At 46.7% G+C, this 25,518-nt stretch carries 24 protein-coding genes; 12 read left to right on the top strand and 12 right to left on the bottom strand.

All coding sequences use genetic code 11. From position 1 onward, the window contains the following. Positions 1-10 precede the first annotated feature (10 nt). From BARVI_RS00500 to BARVI_RS00445, 12 genes are all read left to right on the top strand, one after another. Entirely contained in the window at positions 11-880 is an 870-nt protein-coding gene (locus tag BARVI_RS00500; RefSeq protein ID WP_025277333.1) for a murein hydrolase activator EnvC family protein, read from the top strand. A gap of 81 nt (positions 881-961) precedes the next feature. After that, positions 962-2,113 (top strand): 1-deoxy-D-xylulose-5-phosphate reductoisomerase, encoded by a 1,152-nt coding sequence (locus tag BARVI_RS00495; RefSeq protein WP_025277332.1) that lies wholly within the window; start codon positions 962-964, stop codon positions 2,111-2,113. Between the two features lie 25 nt (positions 2,114-2,138). Beyond that, positions 2,139-3,461 (top strand): RIP metalloprotease RseP, encoded by a 1,323-nt coding sequence (rseP, locus tag BARVI_RS00490; protein WP_025277331.1) that lies wholly within the window; start codon positions 2,139-2,141, stop codon positions 3,459-3,461. Between the two features lie 6 nt (positions 3,462-3,467). Next, the gene (locus tag BARVI_RS00485; protein WP_025277330.1) at positions 3,468-4,652 is read left to right on the top strand and encodes a class I SAM-dependent rRNA methyltransferase; all 1,185 of its coding nucleotides are present in this window, start codon (positions 3,468-3,470) and stop codon (positions 4,650-4,652) included. Positions 4,653-4,675: 23 nt separating this feature from the next. Next, the gene (locus tag BARVI_RS00480) at positions 4,676-6,727 is read left to right on the top strand and encodes a dipeptidyl-peptidase 3 family protein (RefSeq protein ID WP_025277329.1); all 2,052 of its coding nucleotides are present in this window, start codon (positions 4,676-4,678) and stop codon (positions 6,725-6,727) included. A gap of 124 nt (positions 6,728-6,851) precedes the next feature. After that, positions 6,852-7,538: a DNA alkylation repair protein gene (locus BARVI_RS12815; RefSeq protein WP_025277328.1), complete on the top strand. Its 687-nt coding sequence runs from the start codon at positions 6,852-6,854 to the stop codon at positions 7,536-7,538. Between the two features lie 55 nt (positions 7,539-7,593). Further along, a complete protein-coding gene (locus BARVI_RS00470) occupies positions 7,594-8,064 on the top strand; it encodes a Fur family transcriptional regulator (protein WP_025277327.1) in 471 nt (156 codons plus the stop codon). 33 nt (positions 8,065-8,097) lie between these two features. Further along, positions 8,098-9,366 carry an adenylosuccinate synthase gene (locus BARVI_RS00465; RefSeq protein ID WP_025277326.1) on the top strand — a complete coding sequence of 423 codons (1,269 nt, stop codon included), beginning with the start codon at positions 8,098-8,100 and terminating at the stop codon, positions 9,364-9,366. Positions 9,367-9,384: 18 nt separating this feature from the next. Continuing rightward, positions 9,385-10,629 carry a DUF1015 domain-containing protein gene (locus BARVI_RS00460; protein ID WP_025277325.1) on the top strand — a complete coding sequence of 415 codons (1,245 nt, stop codon included), beginning with the start codon at positions 9,385-9,387 and terminating at the stop codon, positions 10,627-10,629. A 144-nt stretch (positions 10,630-10,773) separates the two neighbouring features. Further along, positions 10,774-11,301, top strand: coding sequence for an RNA polymerase sigma factor (locus BARVI_RS00455; RefSeq protein ID WP_025277324.1), 528 nt, complete (start codon positions 10,774-10,776; stop codon positions 11,299-11,301). Positions 11,302-11,325: 24 nt separating this feature from the next. Continuing rightward, positions 11,326-12,567: a porin family protein gene (locus tag BARVI_RS00450; RefSeq protein WP_025277323.1), complete on the top strand. Its 1,242-nt coding sequence runs from the start codon at positions 11,326-11,328 to the stop codon at positions 12,565-12,567. 46 nt (positions 12,568-12,613) lie between these two features. Beyond that, on the top strand, positions 12,614-13,339 hold the full coding sequence (locus BARVI_RS00445; RefSeq protein ID WP_157232427.1) for a hypothetical protein: 726 nt from the start codon (positions 12,614-12,616) through the stop codon (positions 13,337-13,339). Between the two features lie 187 nt (positions 13,340-13,526). Here the strand turns inward: BARVI_RS00445 and BARVI_RS00440 are convergent, their stop codons facing one another. From BARVI_RS00440 to BARVI_RS00390, 12 genes are all read right to left on the bottom strand, one after another. After that, on the bottom strand, positions 13,527-14,615 hold the full coding sequence (locus BARVI_RS00440; RefSeq protein WP_025277321.1) for a GDP-L-fucose synthase family protein: 1,089 nt from the start codon (positions 14,613-14,615) through the stop codon (positions 13,527-13,529). 12 nt (positions 14,616-14,627) lie between these two features. After that, complete coding sequence (gmd, locus tag BARVI_RS00435; protein ID WP_025277320.1) at positions 14,628-15,716, bottom strand: GDP-mannose 4,6-dehydratase; 1,089 nt, start codon at positions 15,714-15,716, stop codon at positions 14,628-14,630. A 143-nt stretch (positions 15,717-15,859) separates the two neighbouring features. Next, positions 15,860-16,621, bottom strand: a complete 762-nt coding sequence (locus BARVI_RS00430; protein WP_025277319.1) for a WecB/TagA/CpsF family glycosyltransferase — start codon at positions 16,619-16,621, stop codon at positions 15,860-15,862. Positions 16,622-16,844: 223 nt separating this feature from the next. Then, the gene (locus tag BARVI_RS00425; RefSeq protein ID WP_084546940.1) at positions 16,845-17,858 is read right to left on the bottom strand and encodes an acyltransferase; all 1,014 of its coding nucleotides are present in this window, start codon (positions 17,856-17,858) and stop codon (positions 16,845-16,847) included. Positions 17,859-17,913: 55 nt separating this feature from the next. Further along, positions 17,914-18,798, bottom strand: coding sequence for an acyltransferase family protein (locus BARVI_RS13065; protein ID WP_084546939.1), 885 nt, complete (start codon positions 18,796-18,798; stop codon positions 17,914-17,916). A gap of 91 nt (positions 18,799-18,889) precedes the next feature. Further along, positions 18,890-20,074: a glycosyltransferase family 4 protein gene (locus BARVI_RS00420; RefSeq protein WP_025277317.1), complete on the bottom strand. Its 1,185-nt coding sequence runs from the start codon at positions 20,072-20,074 to the stop codon at positions 18,890-18,892. A gap of 23 nt (positions 20,075-20,097) precedes the next feature. Then, a complete protein-coding gene (locus tag BARVI_RS13630; protein WP_038534206.1) occupies positions 20,098-21,018 on the bottom strand; it encodes an acyltransferase family protein in 921 nt (306 codons plus the stop codon). A gap of 62 nt (positions 21,019-21,080) precedes the next feature. Then, a complete protein-coding gene (locus BARVI_RS00410; RefSeq protein ID WP_025277316.1) occupies positions 21,081-21,578 on the bottom strand; it encodes a KdsC family phosphatase in 498 nt (165 codons plus the stop codon). 37 nt (positions 21,579-21,615) lie between these two features. Beyond that, positions 21,616-22,656, bottom strand: coding sequence for an N-acetylneuraminate synthase family protein (locus tag BARVI_RS00405; protein WP_025277315.1), 1,041 nt, complete (start codon positions 22,654-22,656; stop codon positions 21,616-21,618). A 1-nt stretch (position 22,657) separates the two neighbouring features. Continuing rightward, entirely contained in the window at positions 22,658-23,410 is a 753-nt protein-coding gene (locus tag BARVI_RS00400) for a cytidylyltransferase domain-containing protein (RefSeq protein ID WP_025277314.1), read from the bottom strand. A 4-nt stretch (positions 23,411-23,414) separates the two neighbouring features. Beyond that, complete coding sequence (locus BARVI_RS00395) at positions 23,415-24,638, bottom strand: glycosyltransferase family protein (RefSeq protein WP_025277313.1); 1,224 nt, start codon at positions 24,636-24,638, stop codon at positions 23,415-23,417. Further along, the gene (locus tag BARVI_RS00390) at positions 24,635-25,513 is read right to left on the bottom strand and encodes a glycosyltransferase family 2 protein (RefSeq protein WP_025277312.1); all 879 of its coding nucleotides are present in this window, start codon (positions 25,511-25,513) and stop codon (positions 24,635-24,637) included. The genes BARVI_RS00395 and BARVI_RS00390 overlap by 4 nt, the downstream gene beginning before the upstream one ends. Positions 25,514-25,518 lie beyond the last annotated feature (5 nt).

Below are 25,518 nucleotides of genomic sequence, written 5' to 3'. Positions count from 1 at the left end.
CCATATATCTATGAAACGAAATAAAAAGAGCCCCGATTTCTTCCCCCGGAAACGGTCGAAATACAAACTCACCTTCTTCAACGAGAGTTCGCTGGAAGATGTGTGGACCATCTGTTTCTCCCGATTCGGAGCCATCATGACCGCCGTCCTGCTTGTCGCTCTCATTGTCGTAGCCATACTCTCGATTATCGTGGGCACCCCGGTGAAGCACCTGTTGCCCGGCTACCTGAAAACCGAGGAGCGCATCGAGATGGTCGACAAGATTCTGCGTGTCGACTCGCTGGCGGCCGAGGTGCAACGACGCGATGCCTACATCAAAAACCTCGCGGCGATTCTTACCGGCGAAATCAAAATCGACTCCATCGGCCAGCAGGCCGACAGTCTGCTCGCAACCCGCAACGACACCCTGCTGCCCCCGTCAAAACAGATGGCCGACTACGTCAAGCAATATGAACAGGAGGAGAAATACACCCTCAACGTATTCACCCCCACCACGCCTATCGACGGGAAGCTGTTCTACACCCCCTTCAAGGGCAAGATAGTACAAGCCTACGACCCGCAACGCAACCACTTCGGGGTCGACGTGCAATGTCCGCGCAACACGGCGGTATCGTCGGTTCTCGACGGCACCATCGTCTCGGCAAGCTACACCCCCAACTACGGCTATGTGGTAGCCATACAGCACAGCAACAACTACCTCTCCATCTACAAATACAACGCGGGTATCCTCAAAGAGATCGGTGATAAGGTACTGGGGGGTGAGAAAATCGCCGTCACCGGCTGGGAGGAGGGGAAATCGTCGTCGCAATCGTGCACGGCCGAGTTCCAGCTATGGCACATGGGACAATCGATCGACCCCGAAAAATATATCACTTTCTAACCTCGATTCGCGGAAGATGGACTTTATTTTATACCTTTGCATAATCTTACGCGAGGATTTTGATACCGCTTATTAAACCGAATGAGAAAACAATTAGCCATATTAGGTTCCACAGGCTCGATAGGTACACAGACGCTTGACGTCGTGGCCGAACACCCCGACCTGTTTGAAGTATATACACTCACGGCCAACAACAACGTAGAACGGCTCATCGAGCAGGCCAAACGCTTCAACCCCGACTCGGTGGTTATTGCCAACGAGGCGCATTACCCACGGTTGCAAGAGGCCTTGAAGGAGCTCCCCATCAAAGTATATGCCAGCGACGAGGCCATCGCCCAAATCGTCGAAGCGGCCCCTATCGACATCGTGGTCACAGCCATGGTGGGATATGCGGGACTGAAACCGACCATACGGGCCATCGAGGCTCACAAGACCATCGCCCTGGCCAACAAGGAGACGCTGGTGGTGGCAGGTGACCTCATCAAGCAGCTGGCGCTCGACAACCGGGCCCCGATTATTCCCGTCGACTCGGAACACTCGGCTATTTTCCAATGCCTTGTGGGCGAATGGGACAACCCCATCGACAAGATTATCCTCACGGCTTCGGGCGGCCCGTTCAGAGAACTCTCGGCCGAAGAGATGAAACACGTGACCAAAAACGACGCCCTCAAACACCCCAAGTGGAACATGGGGCATAAAATTACCATCGACTCGGCCACGCTCATGAACAAGGGTTTTGAGATGATCGAGGCCAAGTGGCTCTTCGACGTCGCGCCCAAAGACATCGAGATTGCCGTTCACCCGCAGTCGATCGTTCATTCGATGGTACAATTCAAAGACGGCACAGTGAAAGCCCAGTTGGGCGTGCAAGACATGCGAATGCCCATACGCTATGCCCTCTCCTATCCGGCCCGCCTCGAAAGCCCCAACTCGAAACTCACTCTCGAACAATATGCCCAACTCACCTTCGAGCGCCCCGACATGGAGCGCTTCCCGCTGTTGCGCTATGCCTTCGATGCCGTAGCCGAGGGGGGCAACATGCCCTGCATCATGAATGCCGCCAACGAGATAGCCGTGGCCGCCTTCCTCAACGATGCCATCGACTACCCCAGCATAGCCCGCATCGTGGCCGAAACGATGGCCCACGTCGAGTTCATCGCCTCGCCCGGCTACGAAGAGTATGTACACACCAACCAACTGGCTCGCGACTATGCAGCCCGACTGATTCAATAATCTTTCAAACAAACGATACACACCGATGGAAACATTCCTGATAAAAACCGTACAGCTCCTGTTGAGCCTCTCGATACTGGTCATCGTTCACGAGTTCGGCCACTTCATCTTCGCCCGCATGTTCAAGGTGCGGGTCGAGAAATTCTACCTCTTCTTCGACCCCTGGTTCTCACTCTTCAAGTTCAAACCCAAAAACAGCCACACCGAATATGGCATAGGTTGGTTACCCCTGGGCGGATACGTGAAAATTGCGGGTATGATTGACGAGTCGATGGACCGTGAACAGATGAAACAGCCGGCCCAACCGTGGGAATTTCGCTCGAAACCGGCCTGGCAACGGCTGCTCATCATGGTGGCCGGTGTGGTATTCAATTTCATTCTGGCCGTCTTCATCTACTCGATGATAGCCTACACGTGGGGCACCTCGTATATTCCTTTCAAAAACGCCTATGCCGGCATGGAGTATTGCCAGTCGGCCCGGGATATAGGATTCCAGAACGGCGACATTCCCCTCACGGCCGACGGTGCCACGCTCGATTTCATGTCGAGCGAGACGCTGCAAAAGATAGTCGAGGCTCGTGAGGTAGAGGTACTGCGTGGCACCGACACCGTGTCGATTGCCATTCCCCAGGACTTCATGCTGCGACTGATCGACAAGGAAGAGCAGTTTGCCATGTACCGCATTCCACCGGTCGTGTATGAAGCGGCCGACCATACGGGAGCCCAGCAGGCCGGCCTGCAAAAAGGCGACCGCATCGAGTCGATTAACGGCAAGACAACCCCCTCGCTCGACGAGTTGCACCAAGTTCTGGCCAACTACCGCGACACCACGGTGACGGTGGCCTTCCTGCGCAACGGGGTGCAACATTCGACCCAAGTGAAGACCGACTCGGTAGGCGCACTGGGCATTCTCATCTCGCCCTTGTCCGAAAGCTATGAGGTCGTGACCGAGCACTACGGATTCTGGGAATCGTTCCCCAAGGGTATCGAACTCGGTGTCGACAAGTTGACGAGCTATGTGAGCAGCATGAAATATGTCTTTACCAAAGAGGGGGCACAAAGCCTGGGTGGGTTCGGAGCCATCGGCAGCATCTTCCCCGAACAGTGGAACTGGGAGGCCTTCTGGAGCATGACCGCCTTCCTGTCGGTAATCCTGGCCTTCATGAATATCCTGCCCATACCGGCTCTCGACGGCGGGCACGTGCTCTTCCTACTTTACGAAGTCATCACACGACGCAAGCCCAACGATAAATTCATGGAGTATGCCCAGATGTGCGGCATGATTTTCCTGCTGCTTCTGCTCGTCTATGCCAACGGCAACGACATATTCCGCTTTTTCTTCAAATAACCGATTATGAACTATACGAAAATCATACTGAAACCGGGCAAGGAAGATTCGTTTCATCGATTCCACCCGTGGGTATTCTCCGGAGCCATCTACCGTTTTGAGAAACAGCCCGAAGAGGGCGACATTGTCGAGGTAACCGACCATCAGGGTAACTTTATCGGGGTGGGCCAATACCAGATAGGCAGCATTGCCGTACGCATCTTGTCGTTCAAACCGGTGACCATCGACGAAGCCTTCTACGTGAACCGCCTGCAAGAGGCCTATAACGTGCGGCTGAGCCTGAGACTGCTCAACGAGAATTACAACAATACCTGCCGCCTGGTACATGGCGAGGGCGACAATCTGCCGGGACTCATCATCGACCTCTACGACCGTACGGCCGTCATGCAGGCACACACCCCGGGCATGCACTACGCCCGCCATCAGATAGCCGAAGCTCTCAAAAAGGTCTTGGGCAACCACATCGACAACATCTATTACAAATCGGAGACGACCCTGCCCTACAAGGCGGCCCTCGGCGCCGAAAACGAATATCTGCTGGGCGGCGACGCTCCCAACATCGCCATCGAAAACGGACTGAAATTTTATGTCGACTGGGTGCGCGGACAGAAAACCGGCTTCTTTGTCGACCAACGCGAGAACCGCGCTCTGCTCGAACGGTATGCCCGCGGACGCTCGGTACTGAACATGTTCTGCTACACGGGTGGATTCTCGTTCTACGCCATGCGGGGAGCGGCCAAGCTGGTACACTCGGTCGACAGTTCGGCCAAGGCCATCGACCTTACCTGCCGAAACGTGGAGTTGAATTTCCCCGGCGATACCCGCCACCAGGCCTTTGCCGAGGACGCCTTCAAATACCTCGACACCATGGGCGACCAGTACGATCTCATCATTCTCGACCCGCCGGCCTTTGCCAAGCACAAAAAGGTGCTGAACAATGCCTTGCAGGGCTACCGCAAGCTCAATGCCAAGGCTATTGAAAAGATACGCCCCGGGGGTATCCTCTTCACCTTCTCCTGCTCGCAGGTGGTGAGCAAGGAGAATTTCAGACTGGCCGTTTTCAGTGCGGCGGCACAGTCGGGGCGTAACGTGCGCATTCTGCATCAACTCACACAACCGGCCGACCACCCGATAAACATCTACCACCCCGAGGGCGAATACCTGAAAGGGCTGGTACTCTATGTAGAGTAAACACTATTCAAAAATCACATGATATGAAAAAAATTGTTTGTACAATGGCTTCACTGCTTATCTTGGCCTCCTGTGCTACGAAAGAGGAGAAGAACGACGACTTCGACTACACCGTAGAGTCGTTTGCCGATCTGGAAATCCTGCGCTACAAAGTACCTGGATTCGAAGAGTTATCGCTACAACAGAAAGAGTTGGTCTATTACCTCTCCGAGGCTGCCGCCTACGGTCGGGACATTCTCTTTGACCAAAACGGGAAATGGAATCTGGCTATCCGCCGCACGCTCGAAGCAATCTATCAAGACTACACGGGCGACCGCGAAAGCACCGATTTCAAAAACTTCGAGGTATATCTGAAACGAGTATGGTTCTCCAACGGTATCCACCACCACTACGGCTGCGACAAATTCGTACCCGAATTCTCGCAAGAGTTCTTTGTCAATGCCGTCAAATCGCTCGACCCGCAAAAGCTCCCGTTGACCGAAGGGGCTACCGTCGACGACCTGCTCAACACGCTGGTACCCGTCATCTTCGACCCCACGGTGATGCCCAAGCGGGTGAACCAGGCTGCCGGTGAAGACCTTATCGCCACCTCGGCCTGCAACTATTACGACGGGGTGACCCAAGCCGAAGCCGAGGCTTTCTACAACAAGATGAAAGACCCCAAAGACGAGACCCCCATCTCCTACGGATTGAACAGCCGGCTGGTAAAACGCGACGGCAAAATCATGGAAGAGACCTACAAAGTGGGCGGTCTCTATACCCAAGCCATCGAAAAAATCGTCTACTGGTTGCAGAAGGCTGCCGGCGTAGCCGAGAACGAGCAACAGAAACAGGTTATCGAGAAACTGATCGAATACTACCAGACCGGCGACTTGAAGACCTTTGACGAATATGCTATCCTGTGGGTGAAAGACCTCGACTCGCGTGTCGACTTTGTCAACGGCTTCACCGAGACCTACGGCGACCCGCTGGGCATGAAAGCCAGCTGGGAGTCGATTGTCAACTTCAAGAATCTCGAAGCCTCGGAGCGTACTCACATCATCAGCGAGAATGCCCAATGGTTCGAGGACCACTCGCCCGTAGATGCCCGCTTCAAGAAAGAAGAGGTAAAGGGCGTATCGGCCAAGGTTATCACTGCCGCCATGCTGGCCGGCGACTGCTATCCCTCGACGCCGATCGGTATCAACCTGCCCAACTCCAACTGGATTCGTCACCTGCACGGCTCCAAATCGGTGACCATCGAGAACATTACCGAGGCTTATGAAAAGGCCGCACAGGGCAACGGATTCAACGATGAGTTCGTATGGAGCGACAAAGAGCGCGAACTGATGAACAACTACCTGCTCCAAGCCGACAACCTGCACACCGACCTGCACGAGTGTCTGGGTCACGGTTCGGGCAAGTTGCTCCCCGGTGTAGACCCCGATGCCTTGAAGGCTTACAGTTCTACGCTCGAAGAGGCTCGTGCCGACCTCTTTGCCCTCTACTACATGGCCGATCCCAAGATTCTGGAACTGAAACTGCTCCCCTCGCCCGATGCCTACAAGGCTGCTTACTATCAATACATGATGAACGGTCTGATGACTCAGCTCACCCGTATCGAACCGGGCAAGAACATCGAGGAGTCGCACATGCGCAACCGTCAGCTCATCGCCCGCTGGGCCTATGAACACGGCAAGGCCGACAAGGTAATCGAGTTTGTCAAACGCGACGGCAAAACCTATGTTGTAGTGAACGACTACGAGAAACTGCGCGCCCTCCTGGGTCAACTGCTGGCCGAGGTTCAACGCATCAAATCGGAAGGCGACTACGAGAGCGGCAAGAATCTGGTTGAGGAATACGGCGTGATTGTCGATCCCGAACTGCACAAAGAGATTCTGGCCCGGTATGAGAACCTGCACATCGCTCCCTACAAGGGATTTGTCAACCCCGTCTACACCCCGGTTACCGATGCCAACGGCAACATTACCGACATCAAGATTTCCTACAACGAAGGTTATGCCGAGCAGATGTTGAGATACTCGAAAGACTACTCTCCCCTGCCCATCTGCACCCCCTTCCCGGTCAAGAAATAATCACCGACCAACCATAACAACTCGGCCCGGCATTCAAAAAATGTAGGGCCGAGTTTTTTTGTCAACCATCTTGCGCGCTCCCTTGTTTTTAATTCGTATCTTGCGGTCAAATTCAAGAACCGTCATGCAACAAAAACTGAAAGAGATAAAAATCAAATTCCGCCATGCCATGAACGGCATCGTCTCGCACAACATGCGCACCCAGGGTGCCGACTATAAAATCAACTTCGGACTCACACTGCCGCTGTTGAAACGGATTGCTGCCGAGACTACTCCCGATGCCCAACTGGCCGAAGCACTGTGGGCCGATACCGCCGTGCGCGAGTCGATGATGCTGGCCCCCATGGTCTACCCGATTGAAGAGTTTGACGAGGCCGAGGCCGACCGTTGGCTCGACACGATGCCCAACACCGAGGTGGCCGACATCTGCTGCAAATACCTCTTTTACCGTCGCCCCTTTGCCATACAGAAGGCCAACCGTTGGAGCCAAAGCGATGTCGCTCTACAACAATACACCGCATTCCAGCTGGCCACCGCCTGGCTCATCGCCCACCCCGACAGCCCCGAAGCATCGGCTCTCACCCCCGTCACCGAGAGTGCCATGACCCAAGCCGTCAAGCGGCACGACAACCGGGCATTCGCAGCCGTCAACCTGCTGAAACAGGCCATGCACAACGACCCATTGGCCACCCGCATACTGTCGTCGCTGCAAACCCAAACCGGCGACAACGAAAGAGCCCGGCTCCTGCTCGACGAACTGACCGAAGAGCAGGCATTGTACCGTGAATTTTCGGGCCGCGATTCAGCCTGATTTTGTTTTGCTTGTACGACAAAAATCGCTAAATTTGTAACATAGGTTTTTGATCATGCCGGAAGAAAAGTCAAAAGAAACTGTAAAACAGTTGTTTATACAATTCTTGGAAGCCCGAAAATTGCGCAAGACTCCCGAGCGGTTCGCCATATTGGAAAAAATATACACCACCACTCAGCATTTCGATGTAGAGAGTCTGCACGAAGCCATGATCGAGAACGGGTATCGCGTGAGCAAAGCAACCGTCTACAACACGATAGACCTGCTGCTCGAAGCCAATTTGGTACGCAAGCACCAGTTCGGGGGCAATCTGGCCCAGTACGAACGAGTGTACAACACCAATCACCACCACCTTATCTGTGTCAAATGCGGGAAAGTGCGCGAGGTCAAAGACCTGGACCTGATGTCGACGCTGAACACCCGCAAGTTCAACAAGTTCACCACCTCGTACTACACGCTCTATGTCTATGGCGTGTGCAGCCGGTGCAACCGCAAAAAGACAAAAGACAAAAACGAAAAGAAATAAACCCAATTAACGTTCACGAAACACACTCAGATTATGAAAGTCGATGTTCTCTTAGGATTACAATGGGGCGACGAAGGCAAAGGCAAAGTCGTCGATGTATTGACCCCCAATTATGATATAATCACCCGCTTCCAGGGAGGTCCCAACGCAGGTCACACATTGGAATTTAAGGGAGAGAAATATGTATTGCGCTCTATCCCTTCGGGTATTTTCCAAGGCGGCAAAATCAACATCATCGGTAACGGCGTGGTACTGGATCCCGTCCTGTTCAAGGAGGAAGCCGAGAGTCTGGCAGCCAGCGGGCACGACCTGACCCAGTGCCTGTGCATCTCGAAGAAGGCCCACCTCATTCTGCCCACACACCGCATACTCGATGCAGCCTACGAGGCCGCCAAGGGTAAATCGAAAATCGGTACCACGGGCAAGGGCATCGGCCCCACCTACTCCGACAAGATAAGCCGCAACGGTGTGCGGGTAGGTGACATATTCCTCAACTTCAAAGAGATTTACGCCACGGCAAAAGCCAAACACGAAAAGATATTGCGCTCGCTCAACTACGACTACAACATCGACGAGCTGGAAGCCAAATGGTTCGAGGCCATCGAATACCTGAAACGGTTCCGCATCATCGACAGCGAGCACGTCATCAACAACTACCTGAAAGAGGGTAAATCGATTCTGGCTGAGGGAGCCCAGGGTACGATGCTCGATGTCGACTTCGGTTCCTATCCCTTCGTTACCTCGTCGAATACCATCTGTGCCGGAGCCTGCACGGGCCTGGGAGTTGCTCCCAGCAAAATCGGCGAGGTGTACGGTATCTTCAAAGCCTACTGCACTCGTGTGGGTAGTGGCCCCTTCCCGACCGAACTCTTCGACGAAACCGGCAAGACCATACGGGCCATCGGCCACGAATACGGAGCCGTGACGGGTCGTGAACGCCGCTGCGGCTGGATAGACCTGGTAGCCTTGAAATATGCCATCATGATCGACGGTGTCACCAAGCTCATCATGATGAAGAGCGACGTACTCGACAACTTCGATACCATCAAAGCCTGCGTAGCCTATCGCATCGACGGCAAGGAGGTGACCGAGTTCCCCTACTCCATCGAAGGCAATATCGAACCCGTGTATGTTGAACTGCCCGGGTGGAAGAGCGACATGACCAAGATTCACAGTGAAGCCGAATTTCCACAACGATTCAAAGAGTACATCGCCTTCCTCGAAAAAGAGTTGCAGGTACCTATCTACATCGTATCGGTAGGCCCCGACCGCGAGCAGACGATTGTTCTCTCCAATAAATAACCTTTAAACTTAACTACCATGGCCAAGATTAAACCGTTCAAAGGGTTACGCCCGCCGAAAGAAATGGTCGAGCAGGTTGCCTCGCGCCCCTATGATGTGCTCAACTCCGAAGAGGCCCGCCAAGAGGCCCAAGGCAACGAGAAATCGCTCTACCACATCATCAAGCCCGAGATTGATTTTGCTCCCGGAACCGACGAACATAGCCCCGAGGTATATGACAAAGCCGTAGAAAATTTCAACATGTTCCAGCAGAAGGGCTGGCTGGTACAAGACAACAAGGAGCACTACTACATCTATGCCCAAACGATGAACGGTCACACCCAGTACGGACTGGTTGTCGGAGCCAATGTCGACGACTACATGACCGGGGCTATCAAGAAACACGAGTTGACCCGCCGCGACAAGGAGGAAGACCGCATGAAACATGTGCGCATCAACAACGCCAACGTCGAGCCGGTATTCTTTGCCTACCCCGACAACGACGAACTTGATGCCATTATCAAGCAAGAGACTTCGCATGCGCCCGAGTATGACTTTGTAGCGCCCGATGGGTTCGGGCACCACTTCTGGGTAATCGACGACGACAAGACAATCGCCCGCATTACCGAAATTTTTGCCCACATACCCAGCCTCTACATTGCCGACGGTCACCACCGCACCGCAGCGGCCGCCCTGGTAGGTAACGAGAAGGCTCAGCAGAATCCCAACCACCGTGGCGACGAGGAGTATAACTATTTCCTGGCCGTGTGCTTCCCGGCTTCACAACTGAAAATCATCGACTACAACCGGGTTGTGAAGGATTTGAACGGGCTCACTCCGCAAGAGTTCCTCGAAAAGCTGAAAGAGCACTTTGTCGTCGAAGAAAAGGGCGAACAGATATACCACCCCGAGAAGCTGCACAACTTCTCGCTATACCTCGATGGCAAGTGGTATTCACTCACGGCCAAACCCGGCACTTACGACGACAACGACCCCATCGGGGTGCTCGATGTGACCATCTCATCGGACCTCATCTTGCGCGACATCTTGGGCATTACCGACCTGCGCACCGACAAGCGCATCGATTTCGTAGGCGGTATCCGCGGCCTCGAAGAGTTGAAACGCCGGGTCGACAGTGGCGAGATGAAGATGGCTCTGGCTCTCTATCCCGTATCGATGAAACAACTGATGGATATCGCCGACACAGGGAACATCATGCCACCCAAAACCACGTGGTTCGAACCCAAACTACGCTCAGGTCTTATTATCCATAAACTGGATTGAACATAAATCATTCGATGAGTAGCAGTTCTTTGGATAATACGCTTTCACAAAGAACTGCTATTTATTTTTTACCCTCATGCAGCAAAAAAGGCCCCGATTGCATCTACTAAACAGTAGTTGTCATACGGGCCGAGTAAAATCGGTATGGACGAACGAAAGCTGATAGAAGCTTGCAAGCACAACGACGCACGGGCGCAAAGGCAACTCTACGAGACTTTTGCGCGCAAAATGATGTCGGTGTGTTTACGTTATGCCGATAATCGGGAGATGGCCGAAGACTTTCTGCAAGAGGGATTTATCAAGGTATTCTCCTCGATACGAAGCTACAACTACGAAGGATCTTTTGAAGGTTGGATACGACGTATTTTCGTGAATACGGCATTGGAAGCCTTGCGCAAAAACGACTTGCTGCGCAACGGTGTAGAACTGGACTCGCTGGAACCCCAGCAAGAGGCCGACTACTCGGCAGTGGACCGCATCTCGGCCGACGAGTTGCTCGAACTCATTGCCCAGTTACCCCCGGGCTTCCGCACGGTTTTCAATATGTTTGCCATCGAGGGCTACTCCCACCGGGAGATTGCCCAAGCCCTGCACATCACCGAAAGTACGTCGCGCTCGCAATACACGCGGGCCAAACGACAACTGCAAAAGTGGATTAATGAACTGAAATAAACAGGTATTGACCGATTACCGACGATGAAGATAGACGACCGGAATTTTGAAAAGAGAATACAATCGAAACTGGCAGAGCACGAAGTTGCTGTCAGAGACGACTTGTGGGCGGCTATCGAATCGCAGTTGCCCAAGGGCGAACCGGCACGCAAGATTTCCCTACATCGGCGCATGTGGTGGTACTCGGCCGCAGCAGTAGCAGCCAGTGCGGTTCTTACCTTGGCCTTGTGGCAAACGCCCGAACAAAAACCTGACACGACGACCGTATCGCAACGCACCCCTGTGCAAACCGAGGCTCAATCGCCGCATATCCAGGCATCAGAGGCGAACGAGAAACCGTTACTCGCTTCTGCCCGGATTTCGAGCCATACACAGCCCAATGAGCAAAAAGTGTCGGCCAATACAACAATAAACAGGAAAAACCAGCCCATGAATAAAGAGGCTCGGGAGATTGAGAGTGCGGCTCCGAACCGTTCGACCCCGGTGGTATCCAAGTCGTCGCACCCGGCAATCGCCACGGCTCCATCAGATTCTACCGCTACCCCTACCAGGGAGGCTGCCTATCGCCGACAACTGGACGAATTTGAACAGGCCGGTCGGGCCTTGAAAGAGGGTTATGTAACAGACAACACCCCGATAAAACGGACGAAGAACCCGGGAATACGATTGGGGTTGATGGCAGCCAATGCCTCAACCGGCAGCAGCCCAAACGGCCCCACGGCTATACGAACACGGAATCCGTTGATGTTGGCCAAACGGGACCCGGTGTACCAATTCAAACACAAGATGCCTATATCGGCAGGAGTCACCGTATCGAAGAGTCTACCCAGGAACTGGGAACTGGAATCGGGATTGGTATATACCTACCTCTACTCCAAATACTATTCGACCAAGGGTAACGGCAGCCAAGAGTTGCACTACCTGGGTATCCCGCTCAATGTCATTTACCGATTCGCCCGCATCAAGCGATTATCGTTCTATGCCTCGGCTGGTGGACAAGTAGACTTTTACCTGGCCGGCCGCCAGAAAGACGAGGAGCACGACGGTGCCGTTTCGGGATCGGGCTACAAAGAGCTGAAACACGAGAATGTACAATTCTCGGTACAAGCCAATGTGGGCGCGGCTCTCACCTTGTATAAAGCCGTAGAACTCTATTTAGAGCCCTACATGGCCTACTATTTTGAAAATAATTCGAGCATACACAATATTTGGAAAGACAAGCCCTTCAACTTTGGTTTGACTCTGGGTCTACGAACCGGATTTTAATTTCAACAACAACTCTAAATAAAAAATCAACCAGAACAAAGAAACGATGAAAGCCTTGAAATTTACAACTGCCTTATCTTTATTAAGTGGAATACTCCTCCTTTCGAGTTGCTTAGGCGATGGGAGCAATACCATGTCGGTCTATTCAACTGGGAGTATCTATAAAACAGAATCCGGAATCCCTTATCTGTATGTCGATTACACGGGTATAACGGTAACCAGCCCCGAATTGCAAAGTGAAGATTTCGAGGAAGGCGACCGCTTGTTTGCCTCGGTATCCGTCGACTTTGACAACCAGGGTACACAGATAGCGAACTACATATACAACGCAGCCATATCGGGTATTCACCAATTCGATTGCAAGGACTATACCTTCGACGACACGATGACTCAATACCAAAGCGACACGATACCAACCCTCTATGCCATTGAGCCGTTCATCAACTACCGCAGAGACGATACGATACTCACCCTCGCGTATCTTCATGAGACCGAAGGCAGTACACCCAGTTCGCTGAAACTGGTTCAACCCAAGCAATTCGACGCAACGAGCAAGACCGATACCCTCTATCTCGTCTACGACAAAGGAGAAGAGAAAGAGTCGAAAAGTTCGGACTATATTTCGTTCAAGTTGCCGCAATACCCGGTCGATACCGATATTAAGGTTGTCATACGATACCACTCCACGCTTTCCAACTTTACCCAAGTAGGTAAGGACAAGACGAGTGACTATTTCTCGTTTACCTACAATCGTCCTACGACTTCAAATTGAAATTGCGATAATAACTTTTATTTTTGATGTTTATAATTTCAGACGGGGGGTGTCCGTGAGGATACCTCTTTTTTTATGCCTTTCCCCACCGTAGGTGTTTTATACAGAACAGGTTTAGAAACAGCGACAGCCAATCGATTTGTAAAAAATCGATTGGCTGTCGTTATGCGATATGAGGAATTTCTATTTACCGATACATCTCGGCATGGTCGGCGGTGTACCAGTCGTACATCTTTTGAACCCCCTCCTCTATTTCGATCTTGTGGTGCCAGCCCAGATTATGCAATTTGGTCACGTCGGTGAGCTTGCGCATGGTACCGTCGGGTTTCTCGGGATTGAAACGAATCTCGCCCTCATACCCGATAACCTCTTGAATGCGGTGAGCCAAGGCTGCAATGGTAATCTCCTTGCCGGTACCGATATTGATGTGACAGTTGCGCACCTCGGGACCATCACCCTTCACGTCGGCAAAATCGACATGCTCAAGAATATAGACCGAAGCATCGGCCATCTCCTCGCTCCACAGGAACTCGCGCAGGGGCTTGCCGGTACCCCACAACTCCACACGGTCGGGATAGATACCATACTTGGCCAGCACGGCAAGAATAGCCTCGTTCGAAGCGGCACCGTCGACACCCTCCACAGGTCGCAACGACAAATCCTTGCGCACGGCCTCCTCATCACCTTTCATGAGGCACTTACCCAGGTGAATCTTACGAATCATGGCCGGTAGCACATGGCTGCGTTCGAGGTCGAAATTGTCGTTAGGGCCATACAGATTGGTAGGCATCACGGCAATATAGTTCGTGCCATATTGCAGGTTGAAGCTCTCGCACATTTTCAATCCGGCAATTTTGGCAATGGCATAAGGCTCGTTGGTATATTCCAGCGGCGAGGTGAGCAAGACATCTTCTTTCATGGGTTGCTGTGCATCGCGCGGATAGATACAGGTACTACCCAGGAAGAGCAGTTTTTTCACCCCGTGACGGAAACTCTCACCAATGACGTTTTGCTGAATCTGCAAATTCTGGTAAATGAAATCGGCCCGATAGATACTGTTGGCCATGATACCACCCACGTGAGCGGCAGCCAGAATCACATACTCGGGTTGCTCTTCGTCGAAAAAGCGTTTCACGGCTACCCCGTCGAGCAAATCGAGCTCTTTGTGCGAACGGCCCACCAGATGGGTGTACCCTTTCTCCTGCAAGTTTTTCCATATAGCCGAACCCACCAATCCGTGATGACCGGCTACATAAATCTTGGAATCTTTTTCCATGATGAATATCTCCTATTTAACAATACCTTTTTCCAAATATTCGGCCAGATTCATACGCACCTCATCACCGGCACGTTCGACAGCCACCTTGGCCATATCGGCGTCGACCATAATTTTGACAAGTTGCTCAAAGGTTGTACGCATGGGATCCCAACCCAACTCGCGTTTGGCCTTCGAGGGGTCGCCCCACAAGTTTACCACATCGGTCGGACGATAGAAATCGGGCGAAACTTCCACGAGCACACGGCCGGTAGCCCGGTCGATACCCTTCTCGTTTTCACCCTCGCCCACGAAATCGAGCTCGATACCCACATGACGGAAAGCCAACTGGCAGAACTCACGAACAGAGTGCTGCACGCCGGTAGCAATCACAAAATCTTCGGGCTTGTCATTCTGCAAGATAAGCCACATGCACTCCACATAATCCTTGGCATATCCCCAGTCGCGTAACGACGAAAGATTACCCAAATAGAGCTTGTCCTGTTTTCCCTGAGCTATACGAGCTGCGGCCAGTGTAATCTTGCGGGTTACGAAAGTCTCACCACGACGCTCCGACTCGTGATTGAACAAGATACCCGAGCAGCAGAACATATTGTAGGCCTCGCGATACTCCTTGACAATCCAATAGCCATACAATTTGGCAACAGCATAGGGGCTGTACGGGTGGAATGGAGTCTGTTCGTTTTGAGGTACCTGCTCGACCTTACCATACAATTCGGAAGTAGAAGCCTGGTAAATACGGCAAGTCGAGGCCAACCCACATTGACGCACAGCTTCCAAGATACGCAACACACCGGTAGCATCGACATCGGCCGTAAACTCGGGAGCGTCGAACGATACCTGCACATGACTCTGTGCTGCCAAATTGTAGATTTCGTCGGGACGCACCTTGCCCACAACCTGAATCAAACTCATCGAGTCACCCAAATCGGCATAATGCAGGTGGAAGTGCGGACGGCCCTCCAAATGGGCAATACGCTCACGATAATCGACCGACGAGCGACGAATGGTTCCGTGCACGTCATAACCCTTTTCCAGCAGGAATTCTGCCAGGAACGATCCGTCTTGACCGGTAATACCGGTAATCAATGCTGTTTTCATCTTGTATGCTCTGTTTTTATGGTTTCCTTTATAAAATTTCTGTTTTTATCGAAATATAATACGTCAATCATGCCGTTGCAAAATTATCTAAAATCGAGATAATCGTCAATCTCAGTCAGCTCTATCTCGAACCATCGTCCCGATTATCCTGCCGTACCTGCCAATTTCTTGCGCCGACGTTTCCGGTTCCACTCCTGGAACAACAACTTAGGTAACGACTCCACAATCAGCCAGCAACGACGCAACTGCTTCTTGGGCTCGCAATAAATACGATACAAAAACTCCATGTGAGCCCGCACCATCCAATAAGGAGCCCTGTTTACATCGGTCCCGCTATAAAATTTGAAGGCAGCGCCAACGGCAATCATCACTCCTCGTTTCAGATAAGGTTTCAACTTACTCATGAAAATCTCCTGCTTGGGAGCCCCCAAAGCGACCCAAATAATTTCGGCTCCATCTTTATCCAGCATATTAGCAATAGCTTGATAATCGAACTCATCGACCGGCTTATACGGTAACGCATAGAACCACATATCGTGGATGCGCGGATCAATCTCCGACAAATTCCGTTTCAAACCGTCCAACGTCGGTTGCGTAGTCCCCAGAAAAGCCATACGATAGCGCTGTTGGTGAATAATATCCATGAAAATCTCGCTTCCACAATACTGTTTGCGCTTGATGCCGTAGATCCACCGCAAATACAACGGAACATACCCGCTATCGCAAATCGAAAACATCGCCCCGTCTACCACCTGGCAATAGACCGGATCCCGATTCACCGTAGCCAGAATCACGCCATCGGATACACAGATATACCCCGGCTTCTTCAATAGCAACGCTTCATCGATAGCTTGAAAAACTGCATGTTTGTCAAACTCGTATCTGATATTGAAATACTTCTCCATAAAAAAGAATATATAAAATTTTAGCCAAGACACTCCTAATCCCGACTATAAAACAATCTTAACTGCCTCTTTGATTACAAATGAGAAATCGAACACTCTCTTTCACTTGACCCACCAAGTGAATTTTATCTTACCTCAATCATACTGAATGTAATATCTTTTTTACCTACCCCAATAAGGGATCTCGGTTCTTTTAAGGGAAACTCGGCCATAACAGAATCACCTAACCAATTCGCAACAAACGGAATAACCAATCCTTCACCCACGCCATCACGAACGATCCTGCGAAAAGAATCGGGACTATTACGAAGAAATAAATTCCAAATTGCGACTGATTCTCAAAATACCGATCCATAAAATAGGGATAAACTAGTGCATCAAATATATAACAGCAGAGATACATATCGAGAGACAACAATGAAATCTTAGTCAAGCTCTTTCGTAGTACTTGCGACTTAAAATCGGTCTGATAAAACAACAAGAAAAAAGCTATTGCTATAACCGTTCCAAATACCCCCTCGGGACCTCCTGTAATCTGAATCAGACTATGTTGATGTACAAACAACACATTGAACACCGGATTAATCGAACACATCAACAGAATCACAAACCACAACTTCCAACTTTCAACCCGAGGTTTATACTCATGAATATATGAACCTACAAAGAATAGTGTCAACGGGAAACACGATGCCCAGAATCCAGGGACCAGATGCAAACCATATCGGTTAAACAAATCGGGCAAAGCTGTCATCACATAGAGGGTCAATATCAAAATCTGCTTTTGTCGCCGAGTCGGTATTGCCTTATACATCATATCCAGGAAGGGTGTCAACAAAAATAACCCTATCCACATCTCAATGTACCAAGCATAAGGTATGGCCGAAAAGTCAAATATTTTCAGAATCCACTTCAACCAGGAAAGCTCCTGATGCAAGTAATACTTACGAAACAGAATCGTTATTATCGAAAAGAAAAGATAGGCAACCAATACCCGTATACACCCCTTGTAATATCGCTTCGACACTGTCTTATTCGTATTCAAATAGCCCGTCAACAAAAGGAAAAGAGGAACGCCCATTGCAAAAAACATTCGAAATATAGATTGAACAAACATAGATTCTTCCTCAAAAATAGTATTTTTGAAGGGTGTATTCAACCAGAAATGTCCTGCTATTACAAATAAGATAGCACAGCTACGAATCAAATCCAAACCTATAATTCTATTCTTCTCCATTACTTCTATTTTATTTGTTTTTATCTATCAAACATATCCCAAACAGAACTTATTCTTACCGTTTAGCAAAGCAAAATGGGAATATCTTTTTTATCAATAAGCCTATATACAAAGACAAAGGAACTAAAATGATTAACGTTAACAAATTACATATACGCCCCGCTTCTATAGCCTCAGTTGGAAGTGTTGAATTACCAATCAAAGAATAATAATATCTCAATCCTGGTAATGAAATATTGTATACCAATGAAATCAAAGGATAATGAATACACATAATTAGCAGTGAATTTTCACCTAAAAAAGCGAGCCAATTGGCATACCTTCTATTTTGTATATACCTAGAAAAATAGATAACTAATAAAGAACCTCCTAAGGCAGGCAGAAAGAATAATATATAAGAAGGATCTATGACTAGCCATCGAATATCAGAATGTACATGTGCTACAATACCTAATAAATATACTACTAATGCTCCTATTATTATATAAATAGAAAACCGTCTCCATTCAAAAAACTTATATATTTTAAATAAATGTCCTATATAAAAGAAGATGTATCCTAAACCAGCTTGCAAGAGGAAAATGAATGAACTTAATATACCATTCATTATTAATATATAACTCAAAATTGTAATTCCCAAAGTTATAAAGAGTTTTAATATCATCGAACTAAAATATTTTTCAACGATATAACAAATGATGAATACCTCATACAATGATAACAAAAACCACAGAGGAGGATCGGGGGCTAGTAATTCACCAAACGACTTGATATAGGCAATTAAGCTATCATAATCTCCTTCAAAATATTGAAATACAAATGACAGAAAATAAAATAAGCAAAAAGGTAACAATAAACTTTTTGTCTTCTTTACAAGAAATGTCTTTATCGAATCTTTTGAAGAAAAGAAATATCCTGATAATAGGAAAAACAATGGCATGTGAAATCAAAAAATCTCTTCCCTAATAGGGCACGGCAAATGTGCATATACAACCAGGATAATTCCGATTCCCTTCGCAATATCTATGCTTTTATCTCTTTGTTTTGCTTTTATTTCTACCATATATTAAGTTTTGAAACAAATTATTCCACTTTTTATAAATCACCTCCGATGAATACTCTCGCTGCAACTTATCAAAAGCCATATGCCCTAATCGGGCTATTTCATCAGGAGCATGCCACAAGGATACAACTTGCTGCTCCAAGTCATCGATATTATTGGGTATGAACAATCGGCCAATAGCAGATTCACCCGCTCCTATAATCTCGGTAAATCCTCCATGGGCTGACCCTATCGTAGGTTTACCATAGCAAGCAGCTTCGAGAATGGCCATCGGGAAACCTTCATACCAACGACTGGCCATTACAAAAAAGGCTGCTTCTTGATAAAATTGCGACAAGGTATCGCCCGATAAATATCCAACCAGTTCGCAATTATCCGGGGTTTGCTTAACCAATTCTTTATCACGAATCTCCCCTGCCAACTTAAACGGGATATGTGGATTCCGACGAGCGACTTCAAGAATCAAATCAACCCCCTTCTCTCGACTAATGCGTCCACAGAAGGCTACATATTTTCCGCCGCCTGATTGATAGGATTGAGGAATTGTCAAGAAATTGGGAATCACCTGCATCTTCTGCGCATCATATCCGGCCGCTATCAATTTCTGTCGCTGAAAATCGGTAATACAGGCATAGGCATCTACATTCTTTCGATACGCCCCCGTCCAGCGAGCATAGACATTGCGAAGAGTATACCCCAGTGATTTCAATCGACTATGTTCGCAGTTATATCGTATACAACTCCACTCATTACCTCGCTCCAAGCAAGTCTCACAAGGCATGCCATCGCGCATAAACAGACCCGTAGGACAAATCAACCGAAAGTTGTGAACCGTCATCACTACTGGTACTCCTGCCTTTTTACATTCAAATAAAGCCGCCGGGCTAATAAAGGGATAGAGGTTGTGCACATTCACCACATCGGGTCGTTCACGATGCAATATCTCGCGCATACCCCGTACTCCCGACAGAGAGTAAATACCCGACAAGAAACCTTCTACCTTACCGACAGTTGACTCCCTCACACCTTCGGTTGTACGACGATAGAACGCTACCTCATGGCCATGAGCCGTGAGCATGGTTGCCATCTTATCGACAACGGTCTCCTCACCACTATATTTACCGTAGTTATTATGAACTAGAAGAATTTTCATTATAATTTACTATATTGCAAAATCTATACTCTGACACGACTTCTTGATTTAAAATAGACTCCTATAAAAAACGCCCCCAAAATAGTAAATGATAAAATATAATAAACTACATAATTATCCGCCCAAATCTTCTTTAAGATTACAATAGGAATTACATGCCATAAATAGATTTGAAGAGAATTCCGCCCTATCCATTCCAGTAAAGTATTATGCCAAGCGCCTTTCCTCACTAAGGGTAAGAATCCTAGCAGCAATATAGAACAAAGAGGCAATTGAATATATGTCCTGAAAAAAGCCATTACATTATTCATAGAAAAGAATAACACAATTACAAGACAAAAATAAATTATATAAATAATAGCTGACCGTATCTTTATGTTACTTAAATACTGCCTAGCAAATACACCTAAAATAAGAAATGGCAATAGTCTGCAATTATAAGCTTGACTAACATTCCAGTAATTTGATATATTATAAAACAATATGCCTAAACATAATAGAATGAAATAACTCAATATCTCGTCCTTTATTGTTTTAAAGAGAAATCTAGAACATGTTATCAATAAAAATAATGAGGGTACAAACCATAAATGATAATATGGATCTGTAATATTAATAATAATTGAACTCAGAGTGAATCCTCTATAAAAACAATAAGCAATAGTATATACAACCCAAGCAATTACCCAGGCCTTTAACATTCTATGCCAGTATTTTGCTACAAATTTTCGAGTAGATAACAGACATAATTTTTTTACATTTAAAAGATAGCCACTAATGAAAATGAATGCAGGCATATGGAATGAATAGATTATAAATCGAATAATATTTTCATCTAAACTTCCGAGTAAAAGATGTCCGACTATAACCAGTACAATTAATATGCCTTTTACCGCATCAATACTGTGATTATATGCTATTTCTTTATTTTTTATTATACTCATTTATAGTATTTACCTTCAATATTTTCTCGATAAACTCTCTTACGTACTCTGGAGCATCTTTATCAAATATATTGTTTAACAAAAAGATCGAGCCGTTCTGGACCTAGAATCTTTTCCACGAACTCTCTAAAAACGCCATCACCGCCCCTTTTTGTTAATAAAACAGTCGAATATTTACGAATATAACGTGCAGCAGATATAGGGACACCCGCAATTGCAACAGATGCCAAAACCTTTATATCATTGATATCATCACCTATATATGCTACTTCTTTCAAAGTAATTTTTTCTTTTTCTAAAATATGGCACAATACAGAATATTTATCTTTTACACCTTGATATAAATAATCTATTTTCAATTTTTGAGCTCTCCGCTCTACTATCTGGGTCGTTTCTCCGGTAAGAATTCCGACTTTAACTCCATAATAATGAGCTAGAAGAACCCCTGCACTATCACTTGTATTGAATTTTTTCAGTTCATTCCCAAACTGATCATAATACATGCCACCATCGGTCCATACTCCATCAATATCCGTTAATATTAGTCGAGGTATTTCCATTTTATCAACTCTTATACAATAATTATCTAATAATTTACTATTCTATAGCATCTGGATATACAATTTCATTTTTAGGAATAGGTTTTACAACCCTTTTTCCAACGACTTCGTCCAATTGAGACCATTTAAATCCATCACCAGGACTCAACATATGCAAATCTTCTTGTACGATAATATCACCTATTTGCAAATCTCTCTTCGTCGCAATCGAACGTTCTAGCTTTACCTTAGATGCTGCCACACTCTTGTCTATAAACAACTCTTCTTTACCTAACCAACGCTCTGCCAAACGGATATCGCGAATCATACGATTCACCCCATCGGGACCAAGTGAGCAAGATTGATCTGTCCCTTTCATCCGCCGATCGATAGTTATATGTTTTTCTATAATCTCGGCCCCCATTCCCACGGCGACAATTGGTGCTGAAATACCAATCGTATGATCTGAAAAGCCTATACGATATTGAGGATAGTGTTTCTTCAAATATATAATTGTTCGCAAATTCAAATTATCGGGATGAGTTGGATATTGAGAGACACAATGAAGTATAGAAATATTAGAGTGATACCTGGTGATTACATTCAACGCATCGTCCAACTCTTTTTTCCCACTCATTCCAGTAGATAATATTATAGGTATTTTTGTTTCTGCCAAGGCTTCAAGTAACGGCAAATTGGTTAAATCTCGACTTGCTACCTTCAAATAATCAGGAATAAATAGCTTTAACAAAGAAAGACACCCCTTTGCACAAAGCGTTTCAACAAAATCCAAATGATGCTCTTTGGCATGTTTGTATACTTCAAAATGCTCCTCATCAGACAATTCTAAGGCCGCTCTATGCTCACCATAAGTGCGCCCAAAAGAGTTCGGTGTATCATATGGCCTGTTCATTTGCGAAGCACTTAGTTCTTCCGACAAATCTCGTTTCGTTAATTTCACCGCATTCATCGGTTTCAGATCCAGACCAAAGACCTCCTCTCTAACAGGTCTGGCAACCAGATCTACCATCAATTTCGCAATGTCAACCGAACCGTTATGGTTTTGGCCTATTTCGCCAATAATATATGTTTCTTTCATTTTACTTTGAATTTTTTTCAATTTCTACTTTCATCTTAGAAATAATAGATGGTTGATTCGATAAATAGTTCACTATACCTTGTATGGTATGTTTTATTCCCATCTGTTCAAAATCAGAATAAATTTTCTGTGCATTCGCGAAATCTACCTCTGTATCAATTGTTAACCGTACAGGAATGCCTTCTATTAATTTAGATGCAGAACTCCTAATCCATACAATATCAAATTTATCGGGATGAGAATATATATAATTTGTAACATGTTCATGATATACAGGCTCGCTTGTTAAATCTCTAACTTTCCTAAGAGCATCAAGTGTTACATACTCAGTCCAAAATCCATAGTGAGTTTTTATCGAAGGTGTCCCATTTATATCAAAACTTATATATTCGGCAGAGGGGTTCTTTTGAATAGTTCCGAGCAATTCCTGTATCGATTCAACGTCCAAAAATGGATTATCAGAACAAACTCTTATTATCTTATTTATATTATTTTGCTCTGCAGCAGATATAAATCTCTCCAATACATCAGACTCTTCACCACGAAAGCATTTAACATTATGTTTTTCAGCGACATGAACAATCCTATCATCACGACTATTCAAAGTCGTTGCCACCAAGACATTTGTATTTGTAATAGAAGACAATTTCTCAATCATTAAATCAAGAATACATTTGTCCTTATAAAAAGGCAGAAGAATTTTATTAGGCAATCGGGTAGATCCGCTTCTTGCCTGTATAATGAATGATACCATATAACTAAACATTTAAAATTCGATTAATAATACGAGGGATAGCCTTACCATCTAATAAACCAAGATTTTTCTCCACATAATCACCAGATGTATTACAAGGCTTTTTATTGACTAACCACTCTGCAAAATCTTCAGGGTCTTCACTATAATGGATAACACTCTCAGGATAAGGCCTTCCCACCGTTGACGTCGAACCCCATCTAGGAGAAATCACCCTTTTACCTAGCAAAAGTGCGAACGATATAGTAGTCGACACGAAAGATGTAACCGTTTCACTATGCGCGATAAGACTCTTAAAATCCACTTCTTTCCCAAAAGGAATAATATGTTCCTTTGAAAAAAACTGAACATGCTCAGACAATGGAGTACGAGGATGTAATTTAATTACAAACTGCATATCAGCCTTTTTCACGATCTCGGCAATTTCAGATAGATGGATATGCCAAGTTTCTTTATCCATCAGCCTGGCTTGCACATAGCCATCATCTAAATACAGTAAATAAGGCTTATCCGACAATCCAATCCGAGACAAAAAATCTAATCGAGGAATAAGCGGAGTGTTTACAAAAGAATCTAATTCGGGATTACCTACTACATAAATATGTTTATCGGGAAATTTCCTCTTCTCAATCAGTACTTGTTTATCACTCTCATAATATACCAACTTAAGATCCGTATCAAGTTCATCGGTATACATAGAGTTTAATGTCATCGATGCTGGATCATGAACCATGGCAACCATCGACGTCACAAAACGTATTGGCCGATGCGACAACCAAGTTGAAAGAAAATAATTAAGAAGAGTATTAATTGTATCCCGACGAATTTTTGAAATAAAATTCTTTTTAAGGTCTTGTTTCAAGAAATGATTTAATCCATCATCAGCAATCGTTGAAAATTTACCATGAGCCAAATAGACAGTTTTTATTCCCAGACGTTTGCAAAAAACGATTAGAGCTTTATCACACAAGTAATAAATATTAAGCATAATCAATACATCAGGTCTCTCCTTCTTTAAGACCTTATATAAAGACCACGTCTTGTAATAAGATATATCATAACTGATAAACCCCTCATGCTCATTGACAACAGCCTCTTGTGGCTCTTTCCATGACCCGACATGTAACATTTTCACCTCAGCGTCGGGGCACTGGCGGCGTAATTCAGGCATCAATCGATTAAAATTAGCTATTCCTTTAAGCCAATAGTCAAAAAAAAGTATTTTCATTTTAGCCCTATTAACGTATATTTGACAACGGACATGTATATTTTTCCTTGTAGGAGATTATATCTTAAAGACTTAATAAAAGCCTTCCCTGCTTTTCCCCACATTCGATGAGCCAAACAACGGCACATCCGCATCTTATACCAAAATGCCACATAATCTTTCAAGCCTCTGGTTGATGGGGACTCCCTAAACAGTTTCTCTAACTGCTCTCCTACAAAATCCTGCTCTTCCGGTAGCCGAGGATTGCTATAACCTTGACGATAAACAGCCTGGACACGTTTTGAATAGGCAATCTGACCTCTTACCACCAATCTTGCCCAAGTCAACAGGTCCTCCCCCGATCTAATTCCTACCGGGAATCCTCCTATTGCCTGTATTGCCTGTTTTTTTACCATCACAGCAGAGGTCCACAGGGGTGGATGTGAACAAGAGGCTACCTCAAAGTAGTTAGAGAGTATGCCATCTTCACTTGTAAAGGGCAACTTATGAATAATTGTCTGCATCATTTTTCCATCTAGATCTCGAAATTCATAATTGCAAGCATAGACTCTGCAATCGGGATACTTTTGATAAAGGTGATTCTGTGTAGCCAAGTATTCTGGCTTCCACTCATCATCAGCATCAAGAAAGGCAATCAATTCACCTGTGGCCTCATCAATTCCTCGATTCCGAGCAGCCGAAACTCCGGCATTTTGCTGATGAACCACTCGGAAACGTTGATCCTCGAATTTTTCTACTTCAGCTACACTTCCATCGGTAGAACCATCATCGACAATCACAACTTCAAAGTCTTGGAAAGTTTGATTGAGGACAGATTGTAATGTATAAGCGATCTGCTTTTCTTTATTATATAATGGAATAACAATAGAAATCATAGGTT

Source organism: Barnesiella viscericola DSM 18177 (assembly GCF_000512915.1).
GTDB classification, from domain to species: domain Bacteria; phylum Bacteroidota; class Bacteroidia; order Bacteroidales; family Barnesiellaceae; genus Barnesiella; species Barnesiella viscericola.
Note: the sequence above shows the minus strand (reverse complement) of the source record. Positions and strands in the feature narration are given on the sequence as shown.

What these genes read in the sequence shown, in the direction of transcription:
- BARVI_RS00390 (WP_025277312.1), bottom strand. Translation starts at nt 25,513, where the DNA reads ATGATTTCTATTGTTATTCCATTATATAATAAAGAAAAGCAGATCGCT.
- BARVI_RS00420 (WP_025277317.1), bottom strand. Translation starts at nt 20,074, where the DNA reads ATGAAAATTCTTCTAGTTCATAATAACTACGGTAAATATAGTGGTGAG.
- BARVI_RS00445 (WP_157232427.1), top strand. Translation starts at nt 12,614, where the DNA reads ATGAAAGCCTTGAAATTTACAACTGCCTTATCTTTATTAAGTGGAATA.
- BARVI_RS00495 (WP_025277332.1), top strand. Translation starts at nt 962, where the DNA reads ATGAGAAAACAATTAGCCATATTAGGTTCCACAGGCTCGATAGGTACA.
- BARVI_RS00450 (WP_025277323.1), top strand. Translation starts at nt 11,326, where the DNA reads ATGAAGATAGACGACCGGAATTTTGAAAAGAGAATACAATCGAAACTG.
- BARVI_RS13065 (WP_084546939.1), bottom strand. Translation starts at nt 18,798, where the DNA reads ATGCCATTGTTTTTCCTATTATCAGGATATTTCTTTTCTTCAAAAGAT.
- BARVI_RS00440 (WP_025277321.1), bottom strand. Translation starts at nt 14,615, where the DNA reads ATGGAAAAAGATTCCAAGATTTATGTAGCCGGTCATCACGGATTGGTG.
- BARVI_RS00500 (WP_025277333.1), top strand. Translation starts at nt 11, where the DNA reads ATGAAACGAAATAAAAAGAGCCCCGATTTCTTCCCCCGGAAACGGTCG.
- BARVI_RS00430 (WP_025277319.1), bottom strand. Translation starts at nt 16,621, where the DNA reads ATGGAGAAGTATTTCAATATCAGATACGAGTTTGACAAACATGCAGTT.
- BARVI_RS00425 (WP_084546940.1), bottom strand. Translation starts at nt 17,858, where the DNA reads ATGGAGAAGAATAGAATTATAGGTTTGGATTTGATTCGTAGCTGTGCT.
- rseP (WP_025277331.1), top strand. Translation starts at nt 2,139, where the DNA reads ATGGAAACATTCCTGATAAAAACCGTACAGCTCCTGTTGAGCCTCTCG.
- BARVI_RS00405 (WP_025277315.1), bottom strand. Translation starts at nt 22,656, where the DNA reads ATGAAAGAAACATATATTATTGGCGAAATAGGCCAAAACCATAACGGT.
- BARVI_RS00465 (WP_025277326.1), top strand. Translation starts at nt 8,098, where the DNA reads ATGAAAGTCGATGTTCTCTTAGGATTACAATGGGGCGACGAAGGCAAA.
- gmd (WP_025277320.1), bottom strand. Translation starts at nt 15,716, where the DNA reads ATGAAAACAGCATTGATTACCGGTATTACCGGTCAAGACGGATCGTTC.
- BARVI_RS00410 (WP_025277316.1), bottom strand. Translation starts at nt 21,578, where the DNA reads ATGGAAATACCTCGACTAATATTAACGGATATTGATGGAGTATGGACC.
- BARVI_RS00460 (WP_025277325.1), top strand. Translation starts at nt 9,385, where the DNA reads ATGGCCAAGATTAAACCGTTCAAAGGGTTACGCCCGCCGAAAGAAATG.
- BARVI_RS13630 (WP_038534206.1), bottom strand. Translation starts at nt 21,018, where the DNA reads ATGAGTATAATAAAAAATAAAGAAATAGCATATAATCACAGTATTGAT.
- BARVI_RS00480 (WP_025277329.1), top strand. Translation starts at nt 4,676, where the DNA reads ATGAAAAAAATTGTTTGTACAATGGCTTCACTGCTTATCTTGGCCTCC.
- BARVI_RS00470 (WP_025277327.1), top strand. Translation starts at nt 7,594, where the DNA reads ATGCCGGAAGAAAAGTCAAAAGAAACTGTAAAACAGTTGTTTATACAA.
- BARVI_RS00485 (WP_025277330.1), top strand. Translation starts at nt 3,468, where the DNA reads ATGAACTATACGAAAATCATACTGAAACCGGGCAAGGAAGATTCGTTT.
- BARVI_RS00455 (WP_025277324.1), top strand. Translation starts at nt 10,774, where the DNA reads ATGGACGAACGAAAGCTGATAGAAGCTTGCAAGCACAACGACGCACGG.
- BARVI_RS00395 (WP_025277313.1), bottom strand. Translation starts at nt 24,638, where the DNA reads ATGAAAATACTTTTTTTTGACTATTGGCTTAAAGGAATAGCTAATTTT.
- BARVI_RS12815 (WP_025277328.1), top strand. Translation starts at nt 6,852, where the DNA reads ATGCAACAAAAACTGAAAGAGATAAAAATCAAATTCCGCCATGCCATG.
- BARVI_RS00400 (WP_025277314.1), bottom strand. Translation starts at nt 23,410, where the DNA reads ATGGTATCATTCATTATACAGGCAAGAAGCGGATCTACCCGATTGCCT.